Origin of the sequence: Streptomyces sp. NPDC059785 (assembly GCF_042732375.1) — a bacterium.
Taxonomy (GTDB): Bacteria; Actinomycetota; Actinomycetes; order Streptomycetales; family Streptomycetaceae; genus Streptomyces.
Genome location: NZ_JBHWHV010000035.1, coordinates 76,061 through 96,202, shown reverse-complemented (window position 1 = coordinate 96,202; position 20,142 = coordinate 76,061). Strand labels below are relative to the sequence as shown.

Annotated in this window: 11 protein-coding genes and 1 pseudogene; 4 read left to right on the top strand and 8 right to left on the bottom strand. The window is 71.9% G+C overall.

What is annotated here, in order from left to right; all coding sequences use genetic code 11:
• Nucleotides 1–70: 70 nt before the first annotated feature.
• Nucleotides 71–2,269: an alpha-1,4-glucan--maltose-1-phosphate maltosyltransferase gene (locus ACFV6E_RS25395; RefSeq protein WP_385464839.1), complete on the bottom strand. Its 2,199-nt coding sequence runs from the start codon at nucleotides 2,267–2,269 to the stop codon at nucleotides 71–73.
• A 219-nt stretch (nucleotides 2,270–2,488) separates the two neighbouring features.
• Complete coding sequence (locus tag ACFV6E_RS25390) at nucleotides 2,489–3,700, bottom strand: S8 family peptidase (RefSeq protein WP_385163015.1); 1,212 nt, start codon at nucleotides 3,698–3,700, stop codon at nucleotides 2,489–2,491.
• 331 nt (nucleotides 3,701–4,031) lie between these two features.
• Here ACFV6E_RS25390 and ACFV6E_RS25385 point away from each other — a divergent pair, with 331 nt between their 5' ends.
• Complete coding sequence (locus ACFV6E_RS25385; RefSeq protein ID WP_385464837.1) at nucleotides 4,032–6,650, top strand: glycosyltransferase family 1 protein; 2,619 nt, start codon at nucleotides 4,032–4,034, stop codon at nucleotides 6,648–6,650.
• A gap of 239 nt (nucleotides 6,651–6,889) precedes the next feature.
• Here the strand turns inward: ACFV6E_RS25385 and ACFV6E_RS25380 are convergent, their stop codons facing one another.
• From ACFV6E_RS25380 to glgX, 6 genes and pseudogenes are all read right to left on the bottom strand, one after another.
• A complete protein-coding gene (locus ACFV6E_RS25380; RefSeq protein ID WP_385163011.1) occupies nucleotides 6,890–7,390 on the bottom strand; it encodes a DUF1990 family protein in 501 nt (166 codons plus the stop codon).
• Between the two features lie 101 nt (nucleotides 7,391–7,491).
• Nucleotides 7,492–9,144 carry a M4 family metallopeptidase gene (locus ACFV6E_RS25375; RefSeq protein WP_385163009.1) on the bottom strand — a complete coding sequence of 551 codons (1,653 nt, stop codon included), beginning with the start codon at nucleotides 9,142–9,144 and terminating at the stop codon, nucleotides 7,492–7,494.
• A 298-nt stretch (nucleotides 9,145–9,442) separates the two neighbouring features.
• Nucleotides 9,443–9,996 (bottom strand): annotated as a pseudogene (locus tag ACFV6E_RS25370) (proprotein convertase P-domain-containing protein); the annotation flags it as partial.
• A gap of 11 nt (nucleotides 9,997–10,007) precedes the next feature.
• Nucleotides 10,008–11,879 (bottom strand): ABC transporter ATP-binding protein, encoded by a 1,872-nt coding sequence (locus ACFV6E_RS25365; protein ID WP_385464834.1) that lies wholly within the window; start codon nucleotides 11,877–11,879, stop codon nucleotides 10,008–10,010.
• A complete protein-coding gene (locus ACFV6E_RS25360) occupies nucleotides 11,876–13,834 on the bottom strand; it encodes an ABC transporter ATP-binding protein (protein ID WP_385163005.1) in 1,959 nt (652 codons plus the stop codon). Before ACFV6E_RS25360 ends, ACFV6E_RS25365 begins: the two co-directional genes overlap by 4 nt.
• 85 nt (nucleotides 13,835–13,919) lie before the next feature.
• The gene (gene glgX, locus ACFV6E_RS25355) at nucleotides 13,920–16,238 is read right to left on the bottom strand and encodes a glycogen debranching protein GlgX (protein ID WP_385464831.1); all 2,319 of its coding nucleotides are present in this window, start codon (nucleotides 16,236–16,238) and stop codon (nucleotides 13,920–13,922) included.
• 199 nt (nucleotides 16,239–16,437) lie between these two features.
• On the opposite strand from glgX, the gene ACFV6E_RS25350 reads away from it, so the two are divergent.
• The 3 genes from ACFV6E_RS25350 (at nucleotide 16,438) to ACFV6E_RS25340 (ending at nucleotide 19,919) form a co-directional block, all read left to right on the top strand.
• A complete protein-coding gene (locus ACFV6E_RS25350) occupies nucleotides 16,438–17,640 on the top strand; it encodes an Ig-like domain-containing protein (protein WP_385464828.1) in 1,203 nt (400 codons plus the stop codon).
• A gap of 181 nt (nucleotides 17,641–17,821) precedes the next feature.
• Entirely contained in the window at nucleotides 17,822–19,060 is a 1,239-nt protein-coding gene (locus ACFV6E_RS25345) for an Ig-like domain-containing protein (RefSeq protein WP_385464825.1), read from the top strand.
• A gap of 91 nt (nucleotides 19,061–19,151) precedes the next feature.
• Entirely contained in the window at nucleotides 19,152–19,919 is a 768-nt protein-coding gene (locus ACFV6E_RS25340; RefSeq protein ID WP_385162997.1) for an enoyl-CoA hydratase/isomerase family protein, read from the top strand.
• Nucleotides 19,920–20,142 lie beyond the last annotated feature (223 nt).

Here is a 20,142-nt window from a genome sequence, read left to right as displayed (position 1 = left end):
TTGAACCATTCCGGGTCGCGGTCCTTGGCGGGGGTGTCCTCGAAGGTGTCCGGGACGGGCTCGTTGACGATCATGTTGTGGGTGACCCTCCGATCTGCGGTGTGGACGGTCGCAGGACGGTGAAGACGTGTGCGGGCCGGTGGCCCGGCTCCAGGCGCACATAGTTGGCCCTGCCCCAGTGGTAGGTCTCGCCGGTGAGCTCGTCGCGCACCGGCACGGTCTCGTGCCAGTCCAGGCCGAGGTGCGGCATGTCCAACGAGACCGTGGCCTCCTGGGTGTGGTGAGGGTCGAGGTTGGCCACCACCAGAACCGTGTTCGGTCCACGGCTGTCCGCGGCGGACTTGGAGTAGGCGATCACCGCTTCCTTGTCGGTCTGGTGGAAGTGCAGGTCGCGCAGTTGCCGCAGGGCCGGGCTGCGCCGCCTGACCGCGTTCAGCGTGGTCAGCAACGGGGCGATGGTGCGCCCCTCCCGCTCGGCGGCCGCCCAGTCGCGCGGCCGCAGCTCGTACTTCTCGGAGTTCAGATACTCCTCGCTGCCCTCCCGGGCCGGGGTGTTTTCACACAATTCGTAGCCGCTGTATACGCCCCAGGCGGGGGAGAGGGTGGCGGCGAGCACCGCGCGCACCTCGAAGGCGGGCCGCCCGCCGTGCTGGAGATAGGCGTGCAGGATGTCGGGGGTGTTGACGAAGAAATTGGGCCGCATGTAGGCGGCCGCCTCACCGGACAGCTCGGTGAGGTACTCGGTCAGCTCTTCCTTGGTGTTGCGCCAGGTGAAATAGGTGTACGACTGCTGGAAGCCGATCGCCGCCAGGGTGTGCATCATCGCGGGCCGGGTGAACGCCTCGGCCAGGAAGATCACGTCCGGGTCGGTGCGGTTGATGTCCGCGATCACCTGCTCCCAGAACACCACCGGCTTGGTGTGCGGGTTGTCGACGCGGAAGATCCGCACCCCGTGCGCCATCCAGTGCCGCAGGACGCGCAGCGTTTCGGCCACCAGCCCCGGCATGTCCTGGTCGAAGGCGATCGGGTAGATGTCCTGGTACTTCTTCGGCGGGTTCTCCGCGTAGGCGATCGTCCCGTCGGAGCGGTGGTGGAACCAGTCGGGGTGCTTCTCCACCCACGGGTGGTCGGGGGAGCACTGGAGCGCGAAGTCGAGCGCGACCTCGAGACCGAGATCCGACGCGCGGCGCACGAAGGCGTCGAAGTCGTCGAGCGTGCCGAGCTCCGGGTTCACCGCGTCGTGCCCGCCTTCGGGCGAGCCGATCGCCCACGGCACCCCGACGTCGTACGGGCCCGCGGAGAGGGTGTTGTTCGGGCCCTTGCGGAAGGTCGTGCCGATCGGGTGGACGGGCGGGAGGTACACCACGTCGAAGCCCATGTCCGCGATGGCGGGCAGCCGCTCGGCGGCGGTCCGGAAGGTGCCGCCCACCGGGGGCAGGCCCTCGCGGACCTCGGCGCCCTCGGAGCGCGGGAAGAACTCGTACCAGGAGCCGTACAGCGCCCGCTCCCGCTCCACCTGGAGGGGCAACGGCTCGGACGACGTGAGCAGTTCGCGCAGCGGACTGGCGGCGAGCACCGCGTCCGCCTCGGGGGTGAGCGCGGCGGCGAGCCGGGCCGCGGCCGGGCGTCCGGTGTCGCGCAGCGCCTCCACGGCACCCCGCAGGACGGCCCGCCCGTCTCTGCCGGGCACCCCGTCGGCGGCCCGCTCGTAGAGGCGCGCACCCTCCTCCAGGACGAGTTCGGTGTCGATGCCCGCCGGAATCTTGATCCTCGCGTGGTGCCGCCAGGTGGTCACCGGGTCGCCCCAGGCCTCCACCGCGTACGTCCACCGTCCCGCAGCCGGTACGGAGACGGCGGCGCCCCAGCGGTCGGTGCCGGGGGCCAGTTCGCGCATCGGGGTCCAGGGGCCGGTACGGCCCTCGGGGTCCGTCAGGACGACGTTCGCGGCGACCGCGTCGTGCCCTTCCCGGAAGACGGTGGCCGACACGGTGAACGTTTCGCCCACCACGGCCTTGGCGGGACGCCGCCCCTGGGCCACGCGGGGCCGAACGTCGAGCACCGGGATGCGCCCGACACTCGTCGGGCCGGCCGCCGTGTCCGCCGTGCCGGCCGTCGTGTCCGTCGTGCCGGTTGTCGTACCTGCCGTGCCGGTTGTCGTACGGGTCGCGGCTGGCTGCTCCGCGGCCGGGGGACCCGCGTCGACCCGGCGCGGGGGGCGCACTTCGGGGGTCGCCGTCGGGGGTGGAGACGTGTGGTGCGAGGCGGGCATGACCGCTCCTGTCCGCGTCAACGTGGGTGGGCGGATGAGGGGTGGGGAGGTGGGTCCTGCGGGGCATACCGGAGGAGCCTTCCCACCTTATTCGGGTGCGCAATCCGGCACTTTGTTAACTACTCACGCGTATGTCTGCGCACAAGACCGGCCTCGTCCGGGAGCGGACGAGGCCGGTCCGGTGCCCCGGCCGGCGGCCGGGGCACGCTTCGTGTGCCGTTATGGGTTGTTGACCTGCAACAGTCCGTCCGGGGAGCCCGGACCGGCGCCGGTGACCACCCCGTGGGCCGCCCGCCGGACCAGCGCCCTGCCCACCTGGGCCGGCGTGGCCTCCTCGTGGTCCGCCAGATAGAGCGCGGCAGCCCCCGCGACGTGCGGCGATGCCATCGACGTACCCGAGAGCGTCGCCTTGCCGGTGTCGCTCTTCGACGAGTCCGAGGTGATCGCTACGCCAGGGGCGAACACATCCAGGGCGGGACCGAAGTTGGAGAAGTCCGCACGGGCATCCGCCCTGGTCGTGGCGCCTACGGTGACCGCTTCGCGGACGCGCGCGGGCGAGTACAAAGTGGCCGGAAGTCCATCGTTGCCGGCCGCCACGGCGTAGGTGACGCCGGACGCGATCGAATTGCGTACGGCCGCGTCGAGCTGGGCGTTGGCGAAGCCGCCCAGACTCACATTGGCCACCGCCGGCCTCTTCGCGTGCCGGGTGACCCAGTCGATGCCCGCGATCACCTGCGCGGTGGTGCCGGACCCCTCGTCGTCGAGCACGCGGACGGCGACCACGCGGGCCTTCTTGGCGACCCCGTACGCCGTGCCCGCGACCGTGCCGGCGACATGCGTCCCGTGCCCGTTGCCGTCCTGGGCGGTGCGGTCGTTGTCGACGAAGTCCCAGCCGTAGGCGGCCCGGCCGCCGAAGTCCCGGTGCGAGATCCGGATGCCGGTGTCGATGACGTAGACCGTGACGTCGGCGCCCGCCGACTCCGGCCAGGTGTAGCCGCGGTCGAGCGGCAGGGCCGGCTGGTCGATCCGGTCCAGGCCCCAGTTCGGCGGGTTCTTCTGGTAGTGGTCGAGGCCCACGGTGGTGTCCTGGACCACGGACTCGACGCGGGGGTCCGCCGCGAGCCGCCGGGCGCGCCGCTCGTCGGCGCGCACCGCGTACCCGTTGAGCGCCGTGCCGTACGTGTGGCTGATTCTCGCCCCGTACTTCTCGGCGATGCTCTTGCCAGCCGCCGACGGGGCCCTGGTGCCCTCCTCGAGCGTGACGATGTAACTTCCCTGGACTGCGCCGGACGCGCCGGCCCCGGCTATCCGCCCTTCCGGGGCGGCGTGCGCGGGCAGCGTGATGGCCGAAAGCACCACGGCCGTGGTGGCCGCGGTGAGACCCCCCGCCCGGCGCAGACGCCTGGACCGAGTCCGTGGCGGTTCTGGCATGGGTGAGTTCCCCTCCTCAACTCGACGCACGGACCATGGCTGCGCCTCCCCTTGGCGGCGAGACCGGCCGGTACGCCACTGCGAGCATTTCGTGAGGGGCGAAGCACCACAAGGCCGCACACGTGGGCGGAATCGGCCATACCGCACAAGGAGGTGGGTACCGGGATCCGGCGATTTCCCGCCGGACTCGCCCGACCGGCGCTCACCTGAACCGCGTGTCCCGCCGTGCGCCGTGGTTGCGGACGCGCTCGCGCCGCTAACGTCGGGGGTGACGAGGACGCACACGCAGGTGCGTCCTCTGCCGCTTACGTCCTCCGTGAAGGTGGAACACGTGAAGGCCATCCGCAGGTTCACCGTCCGACCCGTACTTCCCGAAGCCCTTCACCCGCTCAGCGACCTGGCACGCAATCTGCGCTGGTCGTGGCATGCCGAGACCCGTGATCTCTTCCAGTCCGTGGACCCCGGGCGCTGGGCCGCCTGTGGCGGCGACCCCGTACGGCTGCTGGGCAGCGTGCCGCCGGAGCGCCTTGCCGAGCTCGCCGAGGACCGCCGCTTCCTGCGCCGGCTCGCCGCGGCCGCCGAAGACCTCGACGACTACGTGACCGGCGACCGCTGGTACCAGGCGCAGTCGGCGGAACTGCCCGCGGCCGTCGCCTATTTCTCGCCCGAGTTCGGCATCACCGCCGCGCTGCCCCAGTACTCCGGGGGTCTCGGCATCCTGGCCGGCGACCATCTCAAGGCGGCCAGCGACCTGGGTGCGCCGCTCATCGGCGTCGGGCTGCTCTACCGGCACGGCTACTTCCGGCAGTCCCTGTCCCGCGAGGGCTGGCAGCAGGAGCACTACCCGGTGCTCGACCCCAACGAGCTGCCGCTGGTCCTGCTGCGCGAGCCCGACGGCACCCCCGCCCAGGTGTCGCTGGCCCTGCCCGGCGGCAGCCGGCTGCACGCCCGGATCTGGCTGGCCCAGGTCGGCCGCGTCCCGCTGCTGATGCTCGACTCCGACACCGAGGAGAACGACCACGGCGAACGCGGGGTGACCGACCGGCTCTACGGCGGCGGCAGCGAGCACCGGCTGTTGCAGGAAATGCTCCTGGGCATAGGAGGGGTGCGCGCGGTGCGGACGTACTGCCGGCTCACCGGCCACGCCCGGCCCGAGGTCTTCCACACGAACGAGGGACACGCCGGGTTCCTCGGTCTTGAACGCATCGCAGAGCTGTGCGAGACCGGACTCGACTTCGACGCCGCTCTCGAGGCGGTCCGGGCCGGCACCGTCTTCACCACGCACACCCCGGTCCCTGCGGGCATCGACCGCTTCGACCGGGAACTGGTGGCCCGCCACTTCGGGTCCGACGCCGAACTGCCCGGCATCGACGTCCAGCGGATCCTCCAGCTCGGCATGGAGACCTACCCCGGCGGCGAGCCCAACCTGTTCAACATGGCCGTGATGGGCCTCAGGCTCGGCCAGCGGGCCAACGGCGTGTCGCTGCTGCACGGCCAGGTCAGCCGGGAGATGTTCGCCGGGCTCTGGCCGGGCTTCGATCCCGAGGAGGTGCCGATCGCCTCGGTCACCAACGGGGTGCACGCGCCCACCTGGGTGGCCCCCGAGGTCTTCCGGCTCGGCGCCCGGCAGATCGGCGCGCAGCGCACCCGGGACGCGCTGACCGTCGGCGCCTCGGACCGCTGGGACGCGGTGGCCGACATCCCCGACCAGGAGATCTGGGAGCTCCGCCGGGAGCTGCGCGAGCAGTTGGTCGCGGAGGTGCGGGAACGGCTGTTCGCGTCGTGGCGGCAGCGCGGCGCGGGCACGGCCGAGCTCGGCTGGATCGACGGCGTGCTCGACCCGGACGTCCTCACCATCGGCTTCGCCCGCCGCGTCCCCTCGTACAAGCGGCTGACGCTGATGCTGCGGGACCGGGACCGGCTGATGGAGCTGCTGCTGCATCCCGAGCGGCCGGTGCAGATCGTCGTCGCGGGCAAGGCGCACCCGGCGGACGACGGCGGCAAGCGCCTGGTGCAGGAGCTGGTGCGGTTCGCCGACGACCCGCGGGTGCGCCACCGCATCGTCTTCCTGCCCGACTACGGCATGGCGATGGCCCAGAAGCTCTACCCGGGCTGCGACATCTGGCTGAACAACCCGCTGCGCCCGCTGGAGGCGTGCGGCACGAGCGGGATGAAGGCCGCCCTCAACGGCTGTCTGAACCTGTCGGTGCTCGACGGCTGGTGGGACGAATGGTTCCAGCCGGACTTCGGCTGGGCGATCCCCACCGCGGACGGCACGGCGACGGACGACGACCGCCGCGACGACCTGGAGGCCGCCGCCCTCTACGACCTGCTCGCCCGGCGGATCGCCCCCCGCTTCTACGAACGCGGCGAGGGCGGGCTGCCCGACCGCTGGATCGAGATGGTCCGCCAGACCCTCACCCACCTCGGCCCCAAGGTGCTCGCCGGGCGGATGGTCCGGGAGTACGTGGAGCGCCTGTACACGCCGGCCGCCCGCGCGCACCGCGCGCTGACCGCGGACACCGCGCGGGAACTGGCCGACTGGAAGGCCCGGGTCCGCGCGGCCTGGCCCCGGGTGGCGGTCGACCACGTGGAGACGTCGGCCGCGGCCACCACCGCGGAACTCGGCACGACGCTCGGTCTCCGGGTCCGGGTGGACCTGGCCGACCTCGGCCCCGACGACGTCGAGGTGCAGGCGGTCTCCGGCCGGGTGGACTCCGAGGACCGGATCGGGGACGTGACGACGGCACCGCTGAAGCCGGCCGGCGGCCCCGACCTGGAGGGCCGCTGGATCTACGAGGGCCCGCTCTCCCTGGACCGCACGGGCCCGTTCGGCTACACCGTCCGCATCCTCCCGACCCACCGCCTGCTGGCCTCGGCCGCGGAGCTGGGCCTGGTGGCGGTCCCGTCGGAGGAGACGGGCGAGGGCGCGGGGGTGCTCCTGCGGTGACGGGGCCCGCGGACCGCACCGGTCGGCGCAGATCGGGGCGGCGGTCCCGCTGAGCCGTGCGGCGCGGGTCCGGACGGCGGCTCTGCCGCGCCACCGGGTGACGCGGGTCCGGACGGCGGTCCTGCCGCACCGGGCGCCGCAGCCCCCGGCGGCGGTTCCGCCGTGCCGCGCGCCGCGGATCCGCGCGGCGGTCCCGCCTGTCGGGCGGCGGTCCCGCCGGGTCGGGCAGGGGCCCCGGGCTATTCGCCCAGGCCCTCGCAGAGGCGGCGTAGTACCGCTCCGCAGCGCTGGGCGTACATGTGCTGGAGGCCGCGCGTCGCAGGACCACCCGCGCGGGTGTACCACTTGGCCGGCCGGCTGAAGGCGGTCACCGTCAGCCAGACGGTGCCGTCACCGGTCCGGTCGATCACGAAGGCTTCCTCGCCGCACTCCGGGTGACCGGGCAGCGTCCCGTAGGCCCAGCCGATGCGGCGGGGTTCCTCCGTCTTCCAGACGACCCGGCAGGGTGCCTTGATCGGGCCCAGACCGACGGTGACGTCCACACCCGGGGCCGCCGTGTCCGCGTCGGCGGTCACGGCGACACCCACCTTGCGGTGCATCTCCCAGGTCAGCAGCGCCTGGGAGGCCCTGCGGAAGACGTCCTCGCCCTCGCCGATGCGGCTGCGGACGTGCAGTCGGTTGAAGCCCGGTGGGCAGCGGTCCTCGCGGGTCGCGCCCACGTCCTCGTACGTGAAGGGCATGGGGGACAGCGTAGGGCGGTACCCGGGAATGTCTGCTCCCCGGGTACCGCCGGTACGACTGTTTGTGTCGCCGATGGCTACGACACGGCCGGGCGACGCGACTAGGACACGTTCACCGCGGTCCAGGCGGCCTTGACCGCCGCGTACTCCGTGCTGCTGGAGCCGTACAGCGCCGAGGCCGCCGACAGGGTGGCGGTGCGGGCGCCGGAGTACTTGGTCGTCGACGTCATGTAGGTCGTCAGCGCCTTGTACCAGATCTGGAGGGCCTTGTCCCGGCCGATGCCGGTGAGCGTGGAGCTGTTGTAGGTCGGGGAGTTGTACGTGACCCCGTTGATGGTCTTGCTGCCGCTGCCCTCGGACAGCAGGTAGAAGAAGTGGTTGGCGACGCCGGACGAGTAGTGGACGTCCTTGCTGCCCAGGCTGGAGGACCAGTAGTCGGCGGAGGCGCCGTCCTTGCTGGGCTTGTCCATGTAGCGCAGCGGGGAGCCGTCCCCGTTGATGTTGATCTCCTCGCCGATGAGGTAGTCGCCGACGTCGTTGCTGTTGGCGGCGTAGAACTCGACGCCGGTGCCGAAGATGTCGGAGGTGGCCTCGTTGAGGCCGCCGGACTCGCCGCTGTAGTTGAGGCCCGCGGTGTTGGAGGTGACGCCGTGGCTCATCTCGTGGCCCGCGACGTCGAGCGAGGTCAGCGGGTGGGTGTTGCCGGAGCCGTCGCCGTAGGTCATGCAGAAGCAGCTGTCGTCCCAGAACGCGTTGACGTACGCGTTGCCGTAGTGGACGCGGGAGTAGGCGCCGACGCCGTTGTTCTTGATGCCGTTGCGGCCGAAGGTGTTCTTGTAGAAGTCCCAGGTCTCCTGCGCGCCGTAGGCGGCGTCGGCGGCCGCGGTCTGGTCCGTGGAGGAGCTGGAGGCGGCGCCGGTGCCCCAGACGTCGTCGGCGTCGGTGAACAGGGTGCCGGTGCCGGACGAGCCGTGCGCCAGGTTGTACGTCTTGTGGCCGCCGCGCGTGGTGTCGTACAGCTGGTACGTCGAGCCGCTCTTGTAGGTGCCGAGCGTCACCGTGCCGGAGTACAGGGTCTTGCCGGTGCCGGTCTCGATGCCCTGGTACTCGTAGAGCTTCGCGCCGGTGGCGGCGTCGGTGATGACGTGCAGTTCGTTCGGGGTGCCGTCGTCCTGGAGGCCGCCGACGACCGTCTCGTAGGCGAGGACCGGGTCGCCGGTGGCGGCCCAGACGACCTTGCGCGGGGCCTCGTCGGCCGCGGTCTTCTCCGAGCCGGCCGCCTTCGCGGCCTTGAGCGCCTGGGTCTCGGCCTTCTTCGCGGTGACGGCGGGCTTGAGCGAGTCGACCTCGATGGCCGCCTTGGTGGCCTTGGTGACGCTGCGCGTCGCGCCGGACTTGCTCTCGTGGACGACGAGGTCGCCGCCGAGGACCGGAAGACCGTCGTAGGTGCGCTCGTAGCGGGTGTGCACCGTGCCGTCCGCGTCCTTGACGACGTCTCTGACGACCAGCTTCTCGGCGGAGCCGAGGCCTATCTCGTCGGCGGTCCGCGCGGCGCCCGCGTCGGCCTGCTGGATGAGGGTCGTGCGCGCCGCGGCGGAGAGCTGCACCGGGGCCGCGGAGAGGGTACCCGCGGAGGGGGCGGCCGGCTGGGCGGAGGCACCGGTGGTCATACCGGTGGTGAGCAGGGCTCCGGCCGCGACAGCGGTGGCGATGGCCAGAGTGGTGCGCTTGTGACGCGCGTAGATGGGGGTCACAACAAGCTCCTTGAGTGGGGGCGACCACCCGGCTGGGGAGGCCGGGCGGAAGGTGCGAAGTTGCGGTGCGCTGTGCCGTGCGGTGGAAGAGTGACACCCGGGGCGCGTACATGTCAGGAGTGCATCCGAAGCTTGGCCGAAAAGCGTCCGTTGAGTGAAGATCGCTGTGCGGAATGCGGACTCGATCATGTTCCAAGGGGCAATCAAGTCCGGGTCAGGAAAGGGCAAAATGAGGGCGCCGCCCCGGGGGGTCGAACCTCCGGGACGGCGCCCTGTACCGGTTGCCGGACGGCCTGGCCTACGGGAAGGTCAGCTTCCAGCCGTTGATGTACCCGGTGTCCTGGGACGCCTGGTCCTGCACTCTCAACTTCCAGACCTTGTTGGCCACTTCGGAGGACGCGTCGACCGTGTAGGTCTGGCTCACATGGTCCGCCGAGTCGGTGGAGCCGAAGCTTTTCAGCCGGTACGCCGAGCCGTCCGGGGCCACCAGGTCGACGACCAGGTCACCGCGCCAGGTGTGCACGATGTCCACCGTGACCGCGAGGTTCGCCGGCGCGTTGCCCGTACGGCCAAAGACCGTGACCGACGAGGTCACCGCCGCGCCGTTGTCCGGAATCGATACGTCGGCCGTGTTCTCGAACGACGTGCCGCCCGTGCCGCCGCCCGAGCGCGAGCCGACGGCGACGCCCGCCCAGGCGTCCTGCACCGCCTTGTACTCGGCGCTCGTCGTGCCGTACAGCTCGCCGCCGCCGGCGTGCGGGTGCGGGCCGCCGCGTAGTCGGCGGTCGAGGCGAAGCTCGTGGTGAGCGCCCGGTACCAGATCCGCAGGGCCTTGTCCCGGCCGATCCCGGAGAACGCCCCCGTCAGGCCAGGCTCTCCCGCCACGCCTGGTGCAGGTCGGCGAAACGGCCCGTGCCGGCGATGAGCTGCGCGGGTGTGCCGTCCTCCACGATCCGGCCGTGTTCCATCACCAGAACCCGGTCGGCGATCTCCACGGTGGAGAGCCGGTGCGCGATGACGACGGCCGTACGGCCCCGCAGCACGGTCAGCATCGCGCGCTGCACGGCCCGTTCACCGGGAATGTCCAGCGAGCTCGTCGCCTCGTCGAGGATCAGCACCGCCGGATCGGCGAGCAGCGCCCGTGCGAACGCGACCAGTTGGCGCTGACCGGCGGAGATCCGCCCGCCCCGCTTGCGGACGTCCGTGTCGTACCCGTCGGGCAGCGCGCTGATGAAGTCGTGGGCGCCGATCGCCTTCGCGGCCCGCTCGATCTCCTCGGGCGTGGCGTCGGGTCTGCCGATGGCGATGTTCTCCGCGACCGTCCCCGAGAACAGGAACGCCTCCTGGGTCACCATCACCACACCGCGGCGCAGCGCCGCGTTCGGCAGCTCGCGCAGATCCACCCCGTCGAGCAGCACCCGCCCCTCGGTCGGGTCGTAGAACCGGGCGAGCAGCTTGGCCAGGGTGGACTTGCCGGCGCCGGTCGAGCCGACCACCGCGACCGTCTGCCCCGCGGGCAGCGCCAGATCGAAGCGGGGGAGCACCTCACCGCCGGTGCGGTAGGCGAAGCGGACGCCCTCGAAGACGACCTCGCGGCCGGGGTGTTCCGACCCGGACGCGGGCAGCTCCCGGGGTACCGACGGCTCCGGCACCGACGGCGTCTGCGCGAGCAGCCCCGCGATCTTCTCCAGGGAGGCCGCCGCCGACTGGTAGGAGTTGAGGAACATGCCGAGCCGGTCGATCGGGTCGTACAGCCGGCGCAGGTACAGCACCGCCGCCGCCAGGACACCCAGCTCCAGCGAGCCGGACGAGACCCGGTACGCGCCCCACAGCACCATCCCGGCGACCGCCGTGTTGGCGACCAGGCGGGAGCCGACGACATAGCGGGCCATCTCCAGCAGCGCGTCGCCGTTCGTCCGCTCGTGGCGCCGGTTGAGCACCCCGAACTCCGCGTCGTTGGCCGCCTCGCGGCGGAACGCCCGCACCGGCCTGATGCCGTTCATCGTCTCGGCGAACTTCACGATGACGGAGGCGATCGCGGTCGACCGCAGGCGGTACACCCGGCCCGCGCGGCGCCGATAGCGCCGTACCAGCACGTACAGCGGCACGAACGAGGCCACCGCCGCGGCGCCCAGGGCCAGGTCGAGCCAGAGCAGCATCGCCGATATGTAGACGAAGGACAGGATCACCATCACGAGTTCCTGGAGCCCCTCGCTGAGCAGCTCGCGCAGGGACTCGACGTCCGTCGTGGAGCGGGAGATCAGCCGCCCCGAGGTGTAGCGCTCGTGGAAGTCGACGCTCAGCGCCTGCGCGTGCCGGAAGATCCGGCCGCGCAGGTCGAGCAGTACGTCCTGGCTGACCCGGGCGGCCGCGCGGACGAACGCGTACTGGAGTGCGCCGGAGGCGGCCGAGCACAGCAGGTACGCGACGGCCACCGCGATCAGCGGACCGCGGTCGTCGTCCCGCAACGCCGGTACGGCGTGGTCGATGGCGAACGCCACCAGGAGCGGGCCGCACTGCACCGCCGCCTGCTGGACCAGCAGCAGCACGGTGGTCAGCACGACGCGGGCGCGGTGCGGTCCGAGCAGCGAGCGCAGCAGCGCGGCCGTGGCACCCGGGGGAGTGGGCAGGACGTCGCGGTCGAAGGGGTCCGAGCCGCCGGCGGGCGCGGGCGCGGGCACGGGCCGTTCCTCGTCCGGTTCGCTGTCCGGCGCGGTGGCCGCGGGCGCCGTCATCGGTCCTCCTCGCTGCCGTCGGTCACCGCTGCGGACACGGGGGCGGGCGCGCCGCCGTCCTCGGCCGCGCCCGACATCAGCCACGCGTACTCGGCGTTCGTCCGCAGCAGTTCGTGGTGGGTGCCCACCGCCGCTATCCGGCCGCCGGACAGCAGCGCCACCCGGTCGGCGAGCAGCACCGTGGACGGCCGGTGCGCCACCACCAGCGCCGTCGTACGGGCCAGCACCCGGCGCAGGGCCGCCTCGACCGCGGCCTCCGTGTGCACGTCGAGCGCGGAGAGCGGGTCGTCCAGGACGAGGAAACGGGGACTGCCGACCACCGCGCGCGCCAGGGCGAGGCGCTGGCGCTGGCCTCCGGAGAGGCTGAGGCCCTGCTCGCCGACCTGGGTGGCGGTGCCCTGCGGCAGCGTGTGCGCGAAGTCGGCCTGGGCGACGGCCAGTGCGCGGTCCAGCTCCGTCTCGCCCGCGGTGTCGGCTGCGCCCATGAGCACGTTCCGGCCGACGGTCGCGGAGAACAGGACGGGCTCCTCGAAGGCGACGGCGACCAGCTCGCGCAGCGCCGCCCGGGACATCCGGGTGATGTCCTCGCCGTCGAGGGTGATCCGGCCGGACGTGACCTCGTGCAGCCGGGGGATGAGCGCGGTCAGGGTGGTCTTGCCGCTGCCGGTCGCGCCGACCAGGGCCATCGTCTCGCCGGGCCGGATGTGCAGGTCGATCCGGTCGAGTACGGGGGCGGCGTCCGCGGGGGCGTCCGGGTAACGGAACCCGACCTGGTGGAAACGGAGTCCGCCGGAGACGGCGGCGGTCCCGGGCGCCATGTCGGACGCGGACCGGGACGAGGACACGGCCTCGGGTCCCGTACCCCCGGCGGCGGCAGCCGGCTCGCCGTCCGGGCGGTCGTCCTCCGGGCGTTCGTCCTCCGCCCTCTCGTCCATCACCTCGAAGTACCGCTGGGTCGCCGTCGCCGCCTCCTGGCTCATGGCCAGCAGGAAGCCGATGGACTCGACGGGCCAGCGCAGCGCGAGGGCCGTGGAGAGGAAGGCGACCAGCGTCCCGGCGGAGAGGCCGCCGTCGGCGACCTGGACCGTGCCGAGCACCAGGGCCGCACCGATGGCCAGTTCGGGGAGCGTGGTGATGGCGGCCCATATCCAGGCGAGCAGCCGGGCCTTGTGCAGCTCCGTGCCGCGCAGGGTCCCGGACAGCTCGCGGAACGCGCGGGCCTGGCTGCGGTGGCGGCCGAACCCCTTGATGATGCGGATGCCGAGCACGCTCTCCTCGACCACCGTGGTCAGATCGCCCACCTGGTCCTGCGCCCGCCGGGCCACCAGCGAGTAGCGCCGCTCGAAGAGCGTGCAGACCGCGACGACCGGCACCAGCGGTGCGAGCAGCACCAGGCCGAGGGTCCACTGCTGGGCCAGCATGATGGCCATGCCCACCAGGATCGTGACGGCGTTGACCAGCAGGAAGGTCAGCGGGAACGCCAGGAACATGCGCAGCAGCATCAGGTCCGTGGTGCCCCGGGACAGCAACTGGCCCGAGGCCCAGCGGTCGTGGAAGGCGACCGGCAGCCGCTGGAGGTGCCCGAAGAGGTCCGCCCGCATCGACGCCTCGACGTGCGCCAGCGGCCGGGCCACCAGCCGGCGCCGCAGCCCGAACAGCACCGCCTCGGCGAACCCGAGGAGCAGCAGGTACAGCGCCCCGAGCCAGATACCGCGCGGATCGCGGTCGGCGACCGGCCCGTCCACCAGCCACTTCAGGACGAGCGGGAACACCAGCCCCGTACAGGAGGCGATGACGGCGATGACCGCAGCGAAGGACAGCCGCGCCCGCACGGGCCGCACGTACGGCCACAGGCGCAGCAGGCTGCGGACGGTGGAACCGCCCTTCGGCGAGGGCCCGGTGGCGGGCTCGGGCCGGGCGGCCGGTGCCTCGGGCGCGGGGGCTGTGGTGGTCATCAGGAGCGAGCCTACGGTTCGCCACTGACACCGCCCACCGAGTTTTCCCGCGCGGGGGCGGAGCCCGGCCACGCCGGGCCCGGGGTCACTCCGCGACCCGCAGCAGCAGCACCGTGCGTCCCGGCACGGTGATCTCCGTCCCCGCCGGGTGCCGTGTACCCGGCGGCTCCTGCTGTTCCTCGCGCGCGGTGTCCACCACCACCTCGTACCGCGAGGCCCAGGGCGGGCCCGGCAGGACGAAGCGGACCGGCCGGTGGCCGGCGTGCAGCACCGCCAGGAAGCTGTCGTCGGTGACCGGCGCCCCGCGCGCGTCCCGCCCCGGGATGTCCCGCCCGGACAGGTACATGCCGAGGGTGGCGGCCGGCGCGTACCAGTCGCCCTCGGTCATCTCCGTCCCGCGCGCCGTGAACCAGGCCAGGTCGCGCAGCCCGTCCGCGGAGTGCGCCCGCCCGGAGAAGAAGGCCCGCCGCCGCAGCACGGGATGCGCGTGGCGCAGCGCGATCAGCCGGGACGTCAGCCCGAACAGCGCCCGCCAGCCGGGCTCTTCCAGCAGGGACCAGTCGACCCAGCTGATCTCGTTGTCCTGGCAGTAGGCGTTGTTGTTGCCCTGCTGGGTGCGCCCGAACTCGTCGCCCGCCACCAGCATCGGCACGCCCGTCGACAGCAGCAGGGTGGTCAGCAGGTTCCGCAACTGGCGGCGGCGCAGGGCGAGGACGCGCTCGTCGTCCGTACCGCCCTCGGCCCCGCAGTTCCAGGCGCGGTTGTCGTCGGTGCCGTCCCGGTTCCCCTCGCCGTTGGCCTCGTTGTGCTTGCGCTCGTACGACACCAGGTCCCGCAGGGTGAACCCGTCGTGGGCGGTGATGAAATTGACCGACGCGTACGGCCGCCTGCCGCCCCACGCGTACAGGTCGCTGGACCCGGAGAGGCGGTAGCCCATCTCCCGTACGTCCGGCAGCGCACCGCGCCAGAAGTCCCGCACGGCGTCGCGGTAGCGGTCGTTCCACTCGGTCCACAGCGGCGGGAAGGCGCCCACCTGGTAGCCGCCCGAGCCGACGTCCCACGGTTCGGCGATCAGCTTCACCCGGCGCAGCACCGGGTCCTGGGCGATCACCGCGAGGAACGGGGAGAGCATGTCGACGTCGTGCATCGAGCGGGCCAGCGCGGCGGCCAGGTCGAAGCGGAAGCCGTCCACGCCCATCTCCGTCACCCAGTACCGCAGCGAGTCCGTGATCAGGCGCAGTACGTGCGGCTGCACCACGTGCAGGGTGTTGCCGCAGCCGGTGTAGTCGGCGTACCGGCGGGGGTCCGCCTGGAGCCGGTAGTAGCCGCGGTTGTCGATGCCCTTCAGGGACAGCATCGGGCCCAGTTCGCCCGCTTCCGCCGTGTGGTTGTAGACCACGTCGAGGATGACCTCGATGCCGGCCGCGTGCAGCGCGCGCACCATCCGCCGGAACTCGCCGACCTGCTGCCCGTGGGTGCCCGAGGCGGCATAGGCGGCGTGCGGGGCGAAGTAGCCGATGGAGTTGTAGCCCCAGTGGTTGCGCAGCCCCCGGCGCAGCAGGTGGTCCTCGTGCGCGAACTGGTGCACCGGCAGCAGCTCCACCGCCGTCACGCCCAGCCGCACCAGGTGGTCGATCGCCGCCGGGTGCGCCAGCCCGGCGTAGGTGCCGCGCAGCTCCTCGGGGATGTCCGGGTGCGTACGGGTGAAACCGCGCACGTGCAGCTCGTAGATCACCGAGTCCGCCCACGGTGTCTTCGGGCGGCGGTCGTCGGTCCACTCGTCGTCGGGCGCGTCGTCGTGGACCACGACGCCCTTGGGCACGTAGGGAGCGGAGTCGCGCTCGTCGCGCACGGTGTCGGCGACGTGCTGCTGCGGCCAGTCGCGCACATGCCCGTACACCTCGGGCGGCAGCGCGAACTCGCCGTCCACCGCGCGCGCGTACGGGTCGAGGAGCAGCTTCGCCGGGTTCCAGCGGGCGCCGGTCCACGGGTCCCAGCGGCCGTGCACCCGGTAGCCGTACCGGCGGCCCGGCAGCACCCCGGGGACGAAGCCGTGCCAGATCTCGTGCGTCAGCTCGGTGAGCGGGACGCGTATCTCCCGCGTCTGCCGGCCCGATCCGCCGCGCTCGTCCCGTTCACCGCCCCCGTCCCGCTCGTCCCCCTCGTCGAACAGGCACAGCTCGACGGCCTCCGCACCGCCCGCCCACAGCGCGAAGTTGGTCCCCGGGATCCCGTCGGGCCCCACCCGGAAGCGCGCGCCGAGCGGGGTGGGCGTGCCCGGCCACACGGACACCGCGGGCGCCCCGCGCCGCTCGTCCTGTGTTGTGGCGGCCCGGCGTACCGGCACCCCGCCGCCCGCGGCGCGCCTGACCTGGACGGACTCCTGCTCGGCTGCGCTCGACACAGGTCAGCCTCCCCGCGGCTCGACGGAACGACCGGTAAGCAGGGAGAACAGGCGAAGGGGGTCCCGGCGCCCCGGCCGCGGCTCCCCGTGGTGTCGTCCCGTCGTGTCGTCCTCCCCCCTGTTCTGCCCACCCGGTGGCTCGCACTCACGTTTCCCCAGGAGGGGCATGGTCGTTGGGTCCGGCGTGATGCACGTAACGATGCGCGCACGGCGCGCCGGGGCCGCGCTGGCCGCCCTGCTGACCTGGGCGGGCCTGGTCGCCGCCGCCTCCGGCTGCACCTCGAACGGGATGGACGACGTCCTGGGCAAGCCCCCCGCCGCCGACGACGTCATCCGGGTCTCGCCGGCCGACGGGAGCAAGGGCGTGCGCCCGGGCGCACGGATGGAGATCCGGGTGCCCAGCGGGCGGCTGGAGTCGGTGAAGGTGGTCAAGTCCCAGGACGCGCAGGAGACCGCGGTGCCCGGCCGGGTCTCCGAGGACGGCCTGAGCTGGCGGCCCGCCGAACCGAGGCTGGCGCTCGCCGCCCGCTACACGGTGGACGTGGTCGCCCTGGACGGCCGCGGCCGCCGCTCGGCGCGGCACAGCACCTTCCGGACGGCCGTCCCCGACGAGCGGTTCATCGGCTACGTGGCGCCGGAGAACCGCTCCACGGTCGGCACCGGGATGATCGTCTCCCTGGAGTTCAACCGGGAGATCCGCGACAGGGCCGCCGTCGAGCGCGCCATCCGTGTGCAGTCCCGGCCGGCCGTGGAGATCCGCCCGCACTGGTTCGGCCGGGGCCGCGTCGACTTCCGCCCCGAGAAGTACTGGAGGCCCGGCACCGAGGTGACGGTGGACCTGCGGCTGCGGGACGTGGCGGCGGCCCCCGGCGTCTACGGCCTCCAGGACCGGACGTACACGTTCACCGTCGGCCGGAGCCAGAGCAGCGTCGTCGACGCCGCCGCGCACACCATGGAGGTGCGCCGCGACGGCGCCCTCCTCGCCACCGTCCCCATCACGGCGGGCGCTCCGAAGACGACCACGTACAACGGGAAGATGGTCGTCACCGAGATGCTCGAGATGACCCGGATGAACAGCCGCACGGTCGGCTTCGGCGGCGAGTACGACATCAAGGACGTCCCGCACGCGATGCGGCTGACCGAGTCCGGCACCTTCCTGCACGGCAACTACTGGGCCGAGGACGCCTTCGGCAACACCAATGTCAGCCACGGTTGCGTGGGCCTCAGGGACGTCAAGGGCGGAAGCTCGAAGACGCCCGCGGGCTGGTTCTTCGACCGCAGCCTCGTCGGTGACGTCGTCGAGGTCGTCCGCAGCAATGACAAAAAGGTCGCTCCGGACAACGGCCTCGGAGGGTGGAACATGGGGTGGAAGGAGTGGAAAGCGGGCGCCGCGGGGAAGTAGGCCGACATAGGGGTACGCACAGAAGGGCCCACGGTTCGCCTCTCCCTGGCCGGTATTGGGACTGAACAGTGACAATCCCGGGGATCCATCGCTCCTGCCTGTGTGATTAATTAGCGCGATACGCGCGTGGGACGCGCTGGAGTGCGGGCCTGAACGCAGGCCGTGCGAGGGGAGAACGACTTTGAACGGTCGACCGATATCGGGGGCGTCGGTTGGGGCGCGGACACACCGGAGGAAGGGCATCCCGGCACTGTTGCTGGGTGTCCTGCTTCTTACGGTGACCGCGTGCGGCGGGGGCGGCTCGGACTCAGGATCCGGGAGCGGCAAGGGCAAGGATTCGGACACGGCGGACACCAAGGCGTCGCAGGCCGTGGTGACCATAGCGCCGAAGAACGGCGCCGGTGACGTGGAGACCAGCGGCACCCTGAAGGTGACCGCGGCCAAGGGCAAGCTGACCGAGGTCCAGGTCAAGGACTCCAAGGGCAATGAGATAGCGGGCGAGATGACCGACGGGGGCGCGGGCTGGACGCCCTCGACCCATCTGGCGGCGGCCACCAAGTACCAGGTGCACGCGGTGGCGAAGGACTCCGACGGCCGCGAGGCCGCCGAGGACTCCTCCTTCACCACACTGACCCCGAAGAACACCTTCGTCGGCAACTTCACGCCCGAGGACGGCTCGGAGGTCGGCGTCGGGATGCCGTTCTCGGTCCGCTTCACCCGCGGCATCACGCACCCCGAGGACGTCGAGAAGGCCATCACGATCAAGACCGAGCCCGCGGTCGACGTCCAGGGCCACTGGTTCGGCAACGACCGCCTCGACTTCCGTCCCGAGGAGTACTGGAAGTCCGGCACGAAGGTCACCGTGAGCCTCAACCTCGACGGCGTCGAGGGCCGGCCCGGCGTCTACGGCAAGCAGGCCAAGACCGTGAAGTTCACGATCGGCCGCAGCCAGGTCTCCACCGTCGACGTGAAGACCAAGAAGATGACCGTCAAGCGCGACGGCAAGGTCATCAAGACCATCCCGGTGACCACGGGCAAGCCGGGCTACGACACCTGGAACGGCCAGATGGTCATCACCGAGCGCCTCACGGTGACCCGGATGAACGGCGAGACGGTCGGCTACGGCGGCGAGTACGACATCAAGGACGTCCCGCACGCCCAGCGGCTGACCACCTCGGGCACCTTCATCCACGGCAACTACTGGGGCGGCGACGCCTTCGGCAACTACAACGCCAGCCACGGCTGCATCGGCCTGAAGGACGTGCGCGGCGGCTACGACAAGGGCGTGGCCGCGGCCTGGTTCTTCAACCGCTCGATGGTCGGCGACGTGGTGATCGTCAAGAACTCCGACGACCGCACGGTCGACCCGGACAACGGCCTCAACGGCTGGAACATGTCCTGGGAGAAGTGGACGGCGTAACGCGACGCCTCACGTGACCCGGCGGGTCCGGTGTGCTCCTGTGACGGAGCACACCGGACCCGTTGTCGTTAACGGCCACTAACCTGGCGCCATGACTGTGCATCTCGAAGTCGCCGAAGGCGTCGGCACCATCCGTCTCGACCGTCCGCCGATGAACGCGCTGGACGTCGCCACGCAGGACCGGCTCAGGGAACTCGCCGAGGAGGCCACCCGCCGCGCGGACGTCCGCGCGGTCGTGCTCTACGGCGGCGAGAAGGTGTTCGCGGCCGGCGCGGACATCAAGGAGATGCAGGTGATGGACCACGCGGCGATGGTCGTGCGCTCCCGGGACCTGCAGGACTCCTTCACCGCCGTCGCCCGCATCCCCAAACCGGTCGTCGCCGCGGTCACCGGCTACGCGCTGGGCGGCGGCTGCGAACTGGCGCTCTGCGCCGACTACCGGATCGCCGCCGACAACGCGAAGCTCGGCCAGCCGGAGATCCTGCTCGGCCTGATCCCCGGCGCAGGCGGCACCCAGCGCCTGGCCCGCCTGATCGGCCCTTCCAAGGCCAAGGACCTCATCTTCACGGGCCGGATGGTCAAGGCGGACGAGGCGCGGGAACTGGGCCTCGTCGACCGGGTCGTCCCGGCGGACGAGGTCTACGCCGAGGCCCGCGCGTGGGCCGCGAAGCTGGCGCAGGGTCCGGCCCTCGCGCTGCGCGCCGCCAAGGAGTCGGTCGACGCGGGTCTGGAGACCGACATCGAGACCGGGCTCGCGATCGAACGGAACTGGTTCGCGGGTCTGTTCGCGACCGAGGACCGCGAGCGCGGGATGCGCAGCTTCGTCGAGGAGGGTCCGGGCAAGGCCAAGTTCGGCTGACGGGCGGTCGGGGCCGGCCGGGTGGACGCCCGTGAAAAACGCGTCGTGAACTTCCGGGGATCCACTTGCAGTTGACGCGACGTCTCACCCGGCGTCCCCCGATGGGCTGGTTGTCGCAGCCTTAAGGCAGCCTTAAGAGCGGCTTTCCTGTAACGGCCGGTACATGCCCCCGAGCGCCCTTCGTCGCAGGTGAGGGAGGCTGTGACCAGCGGATTCTTACCGT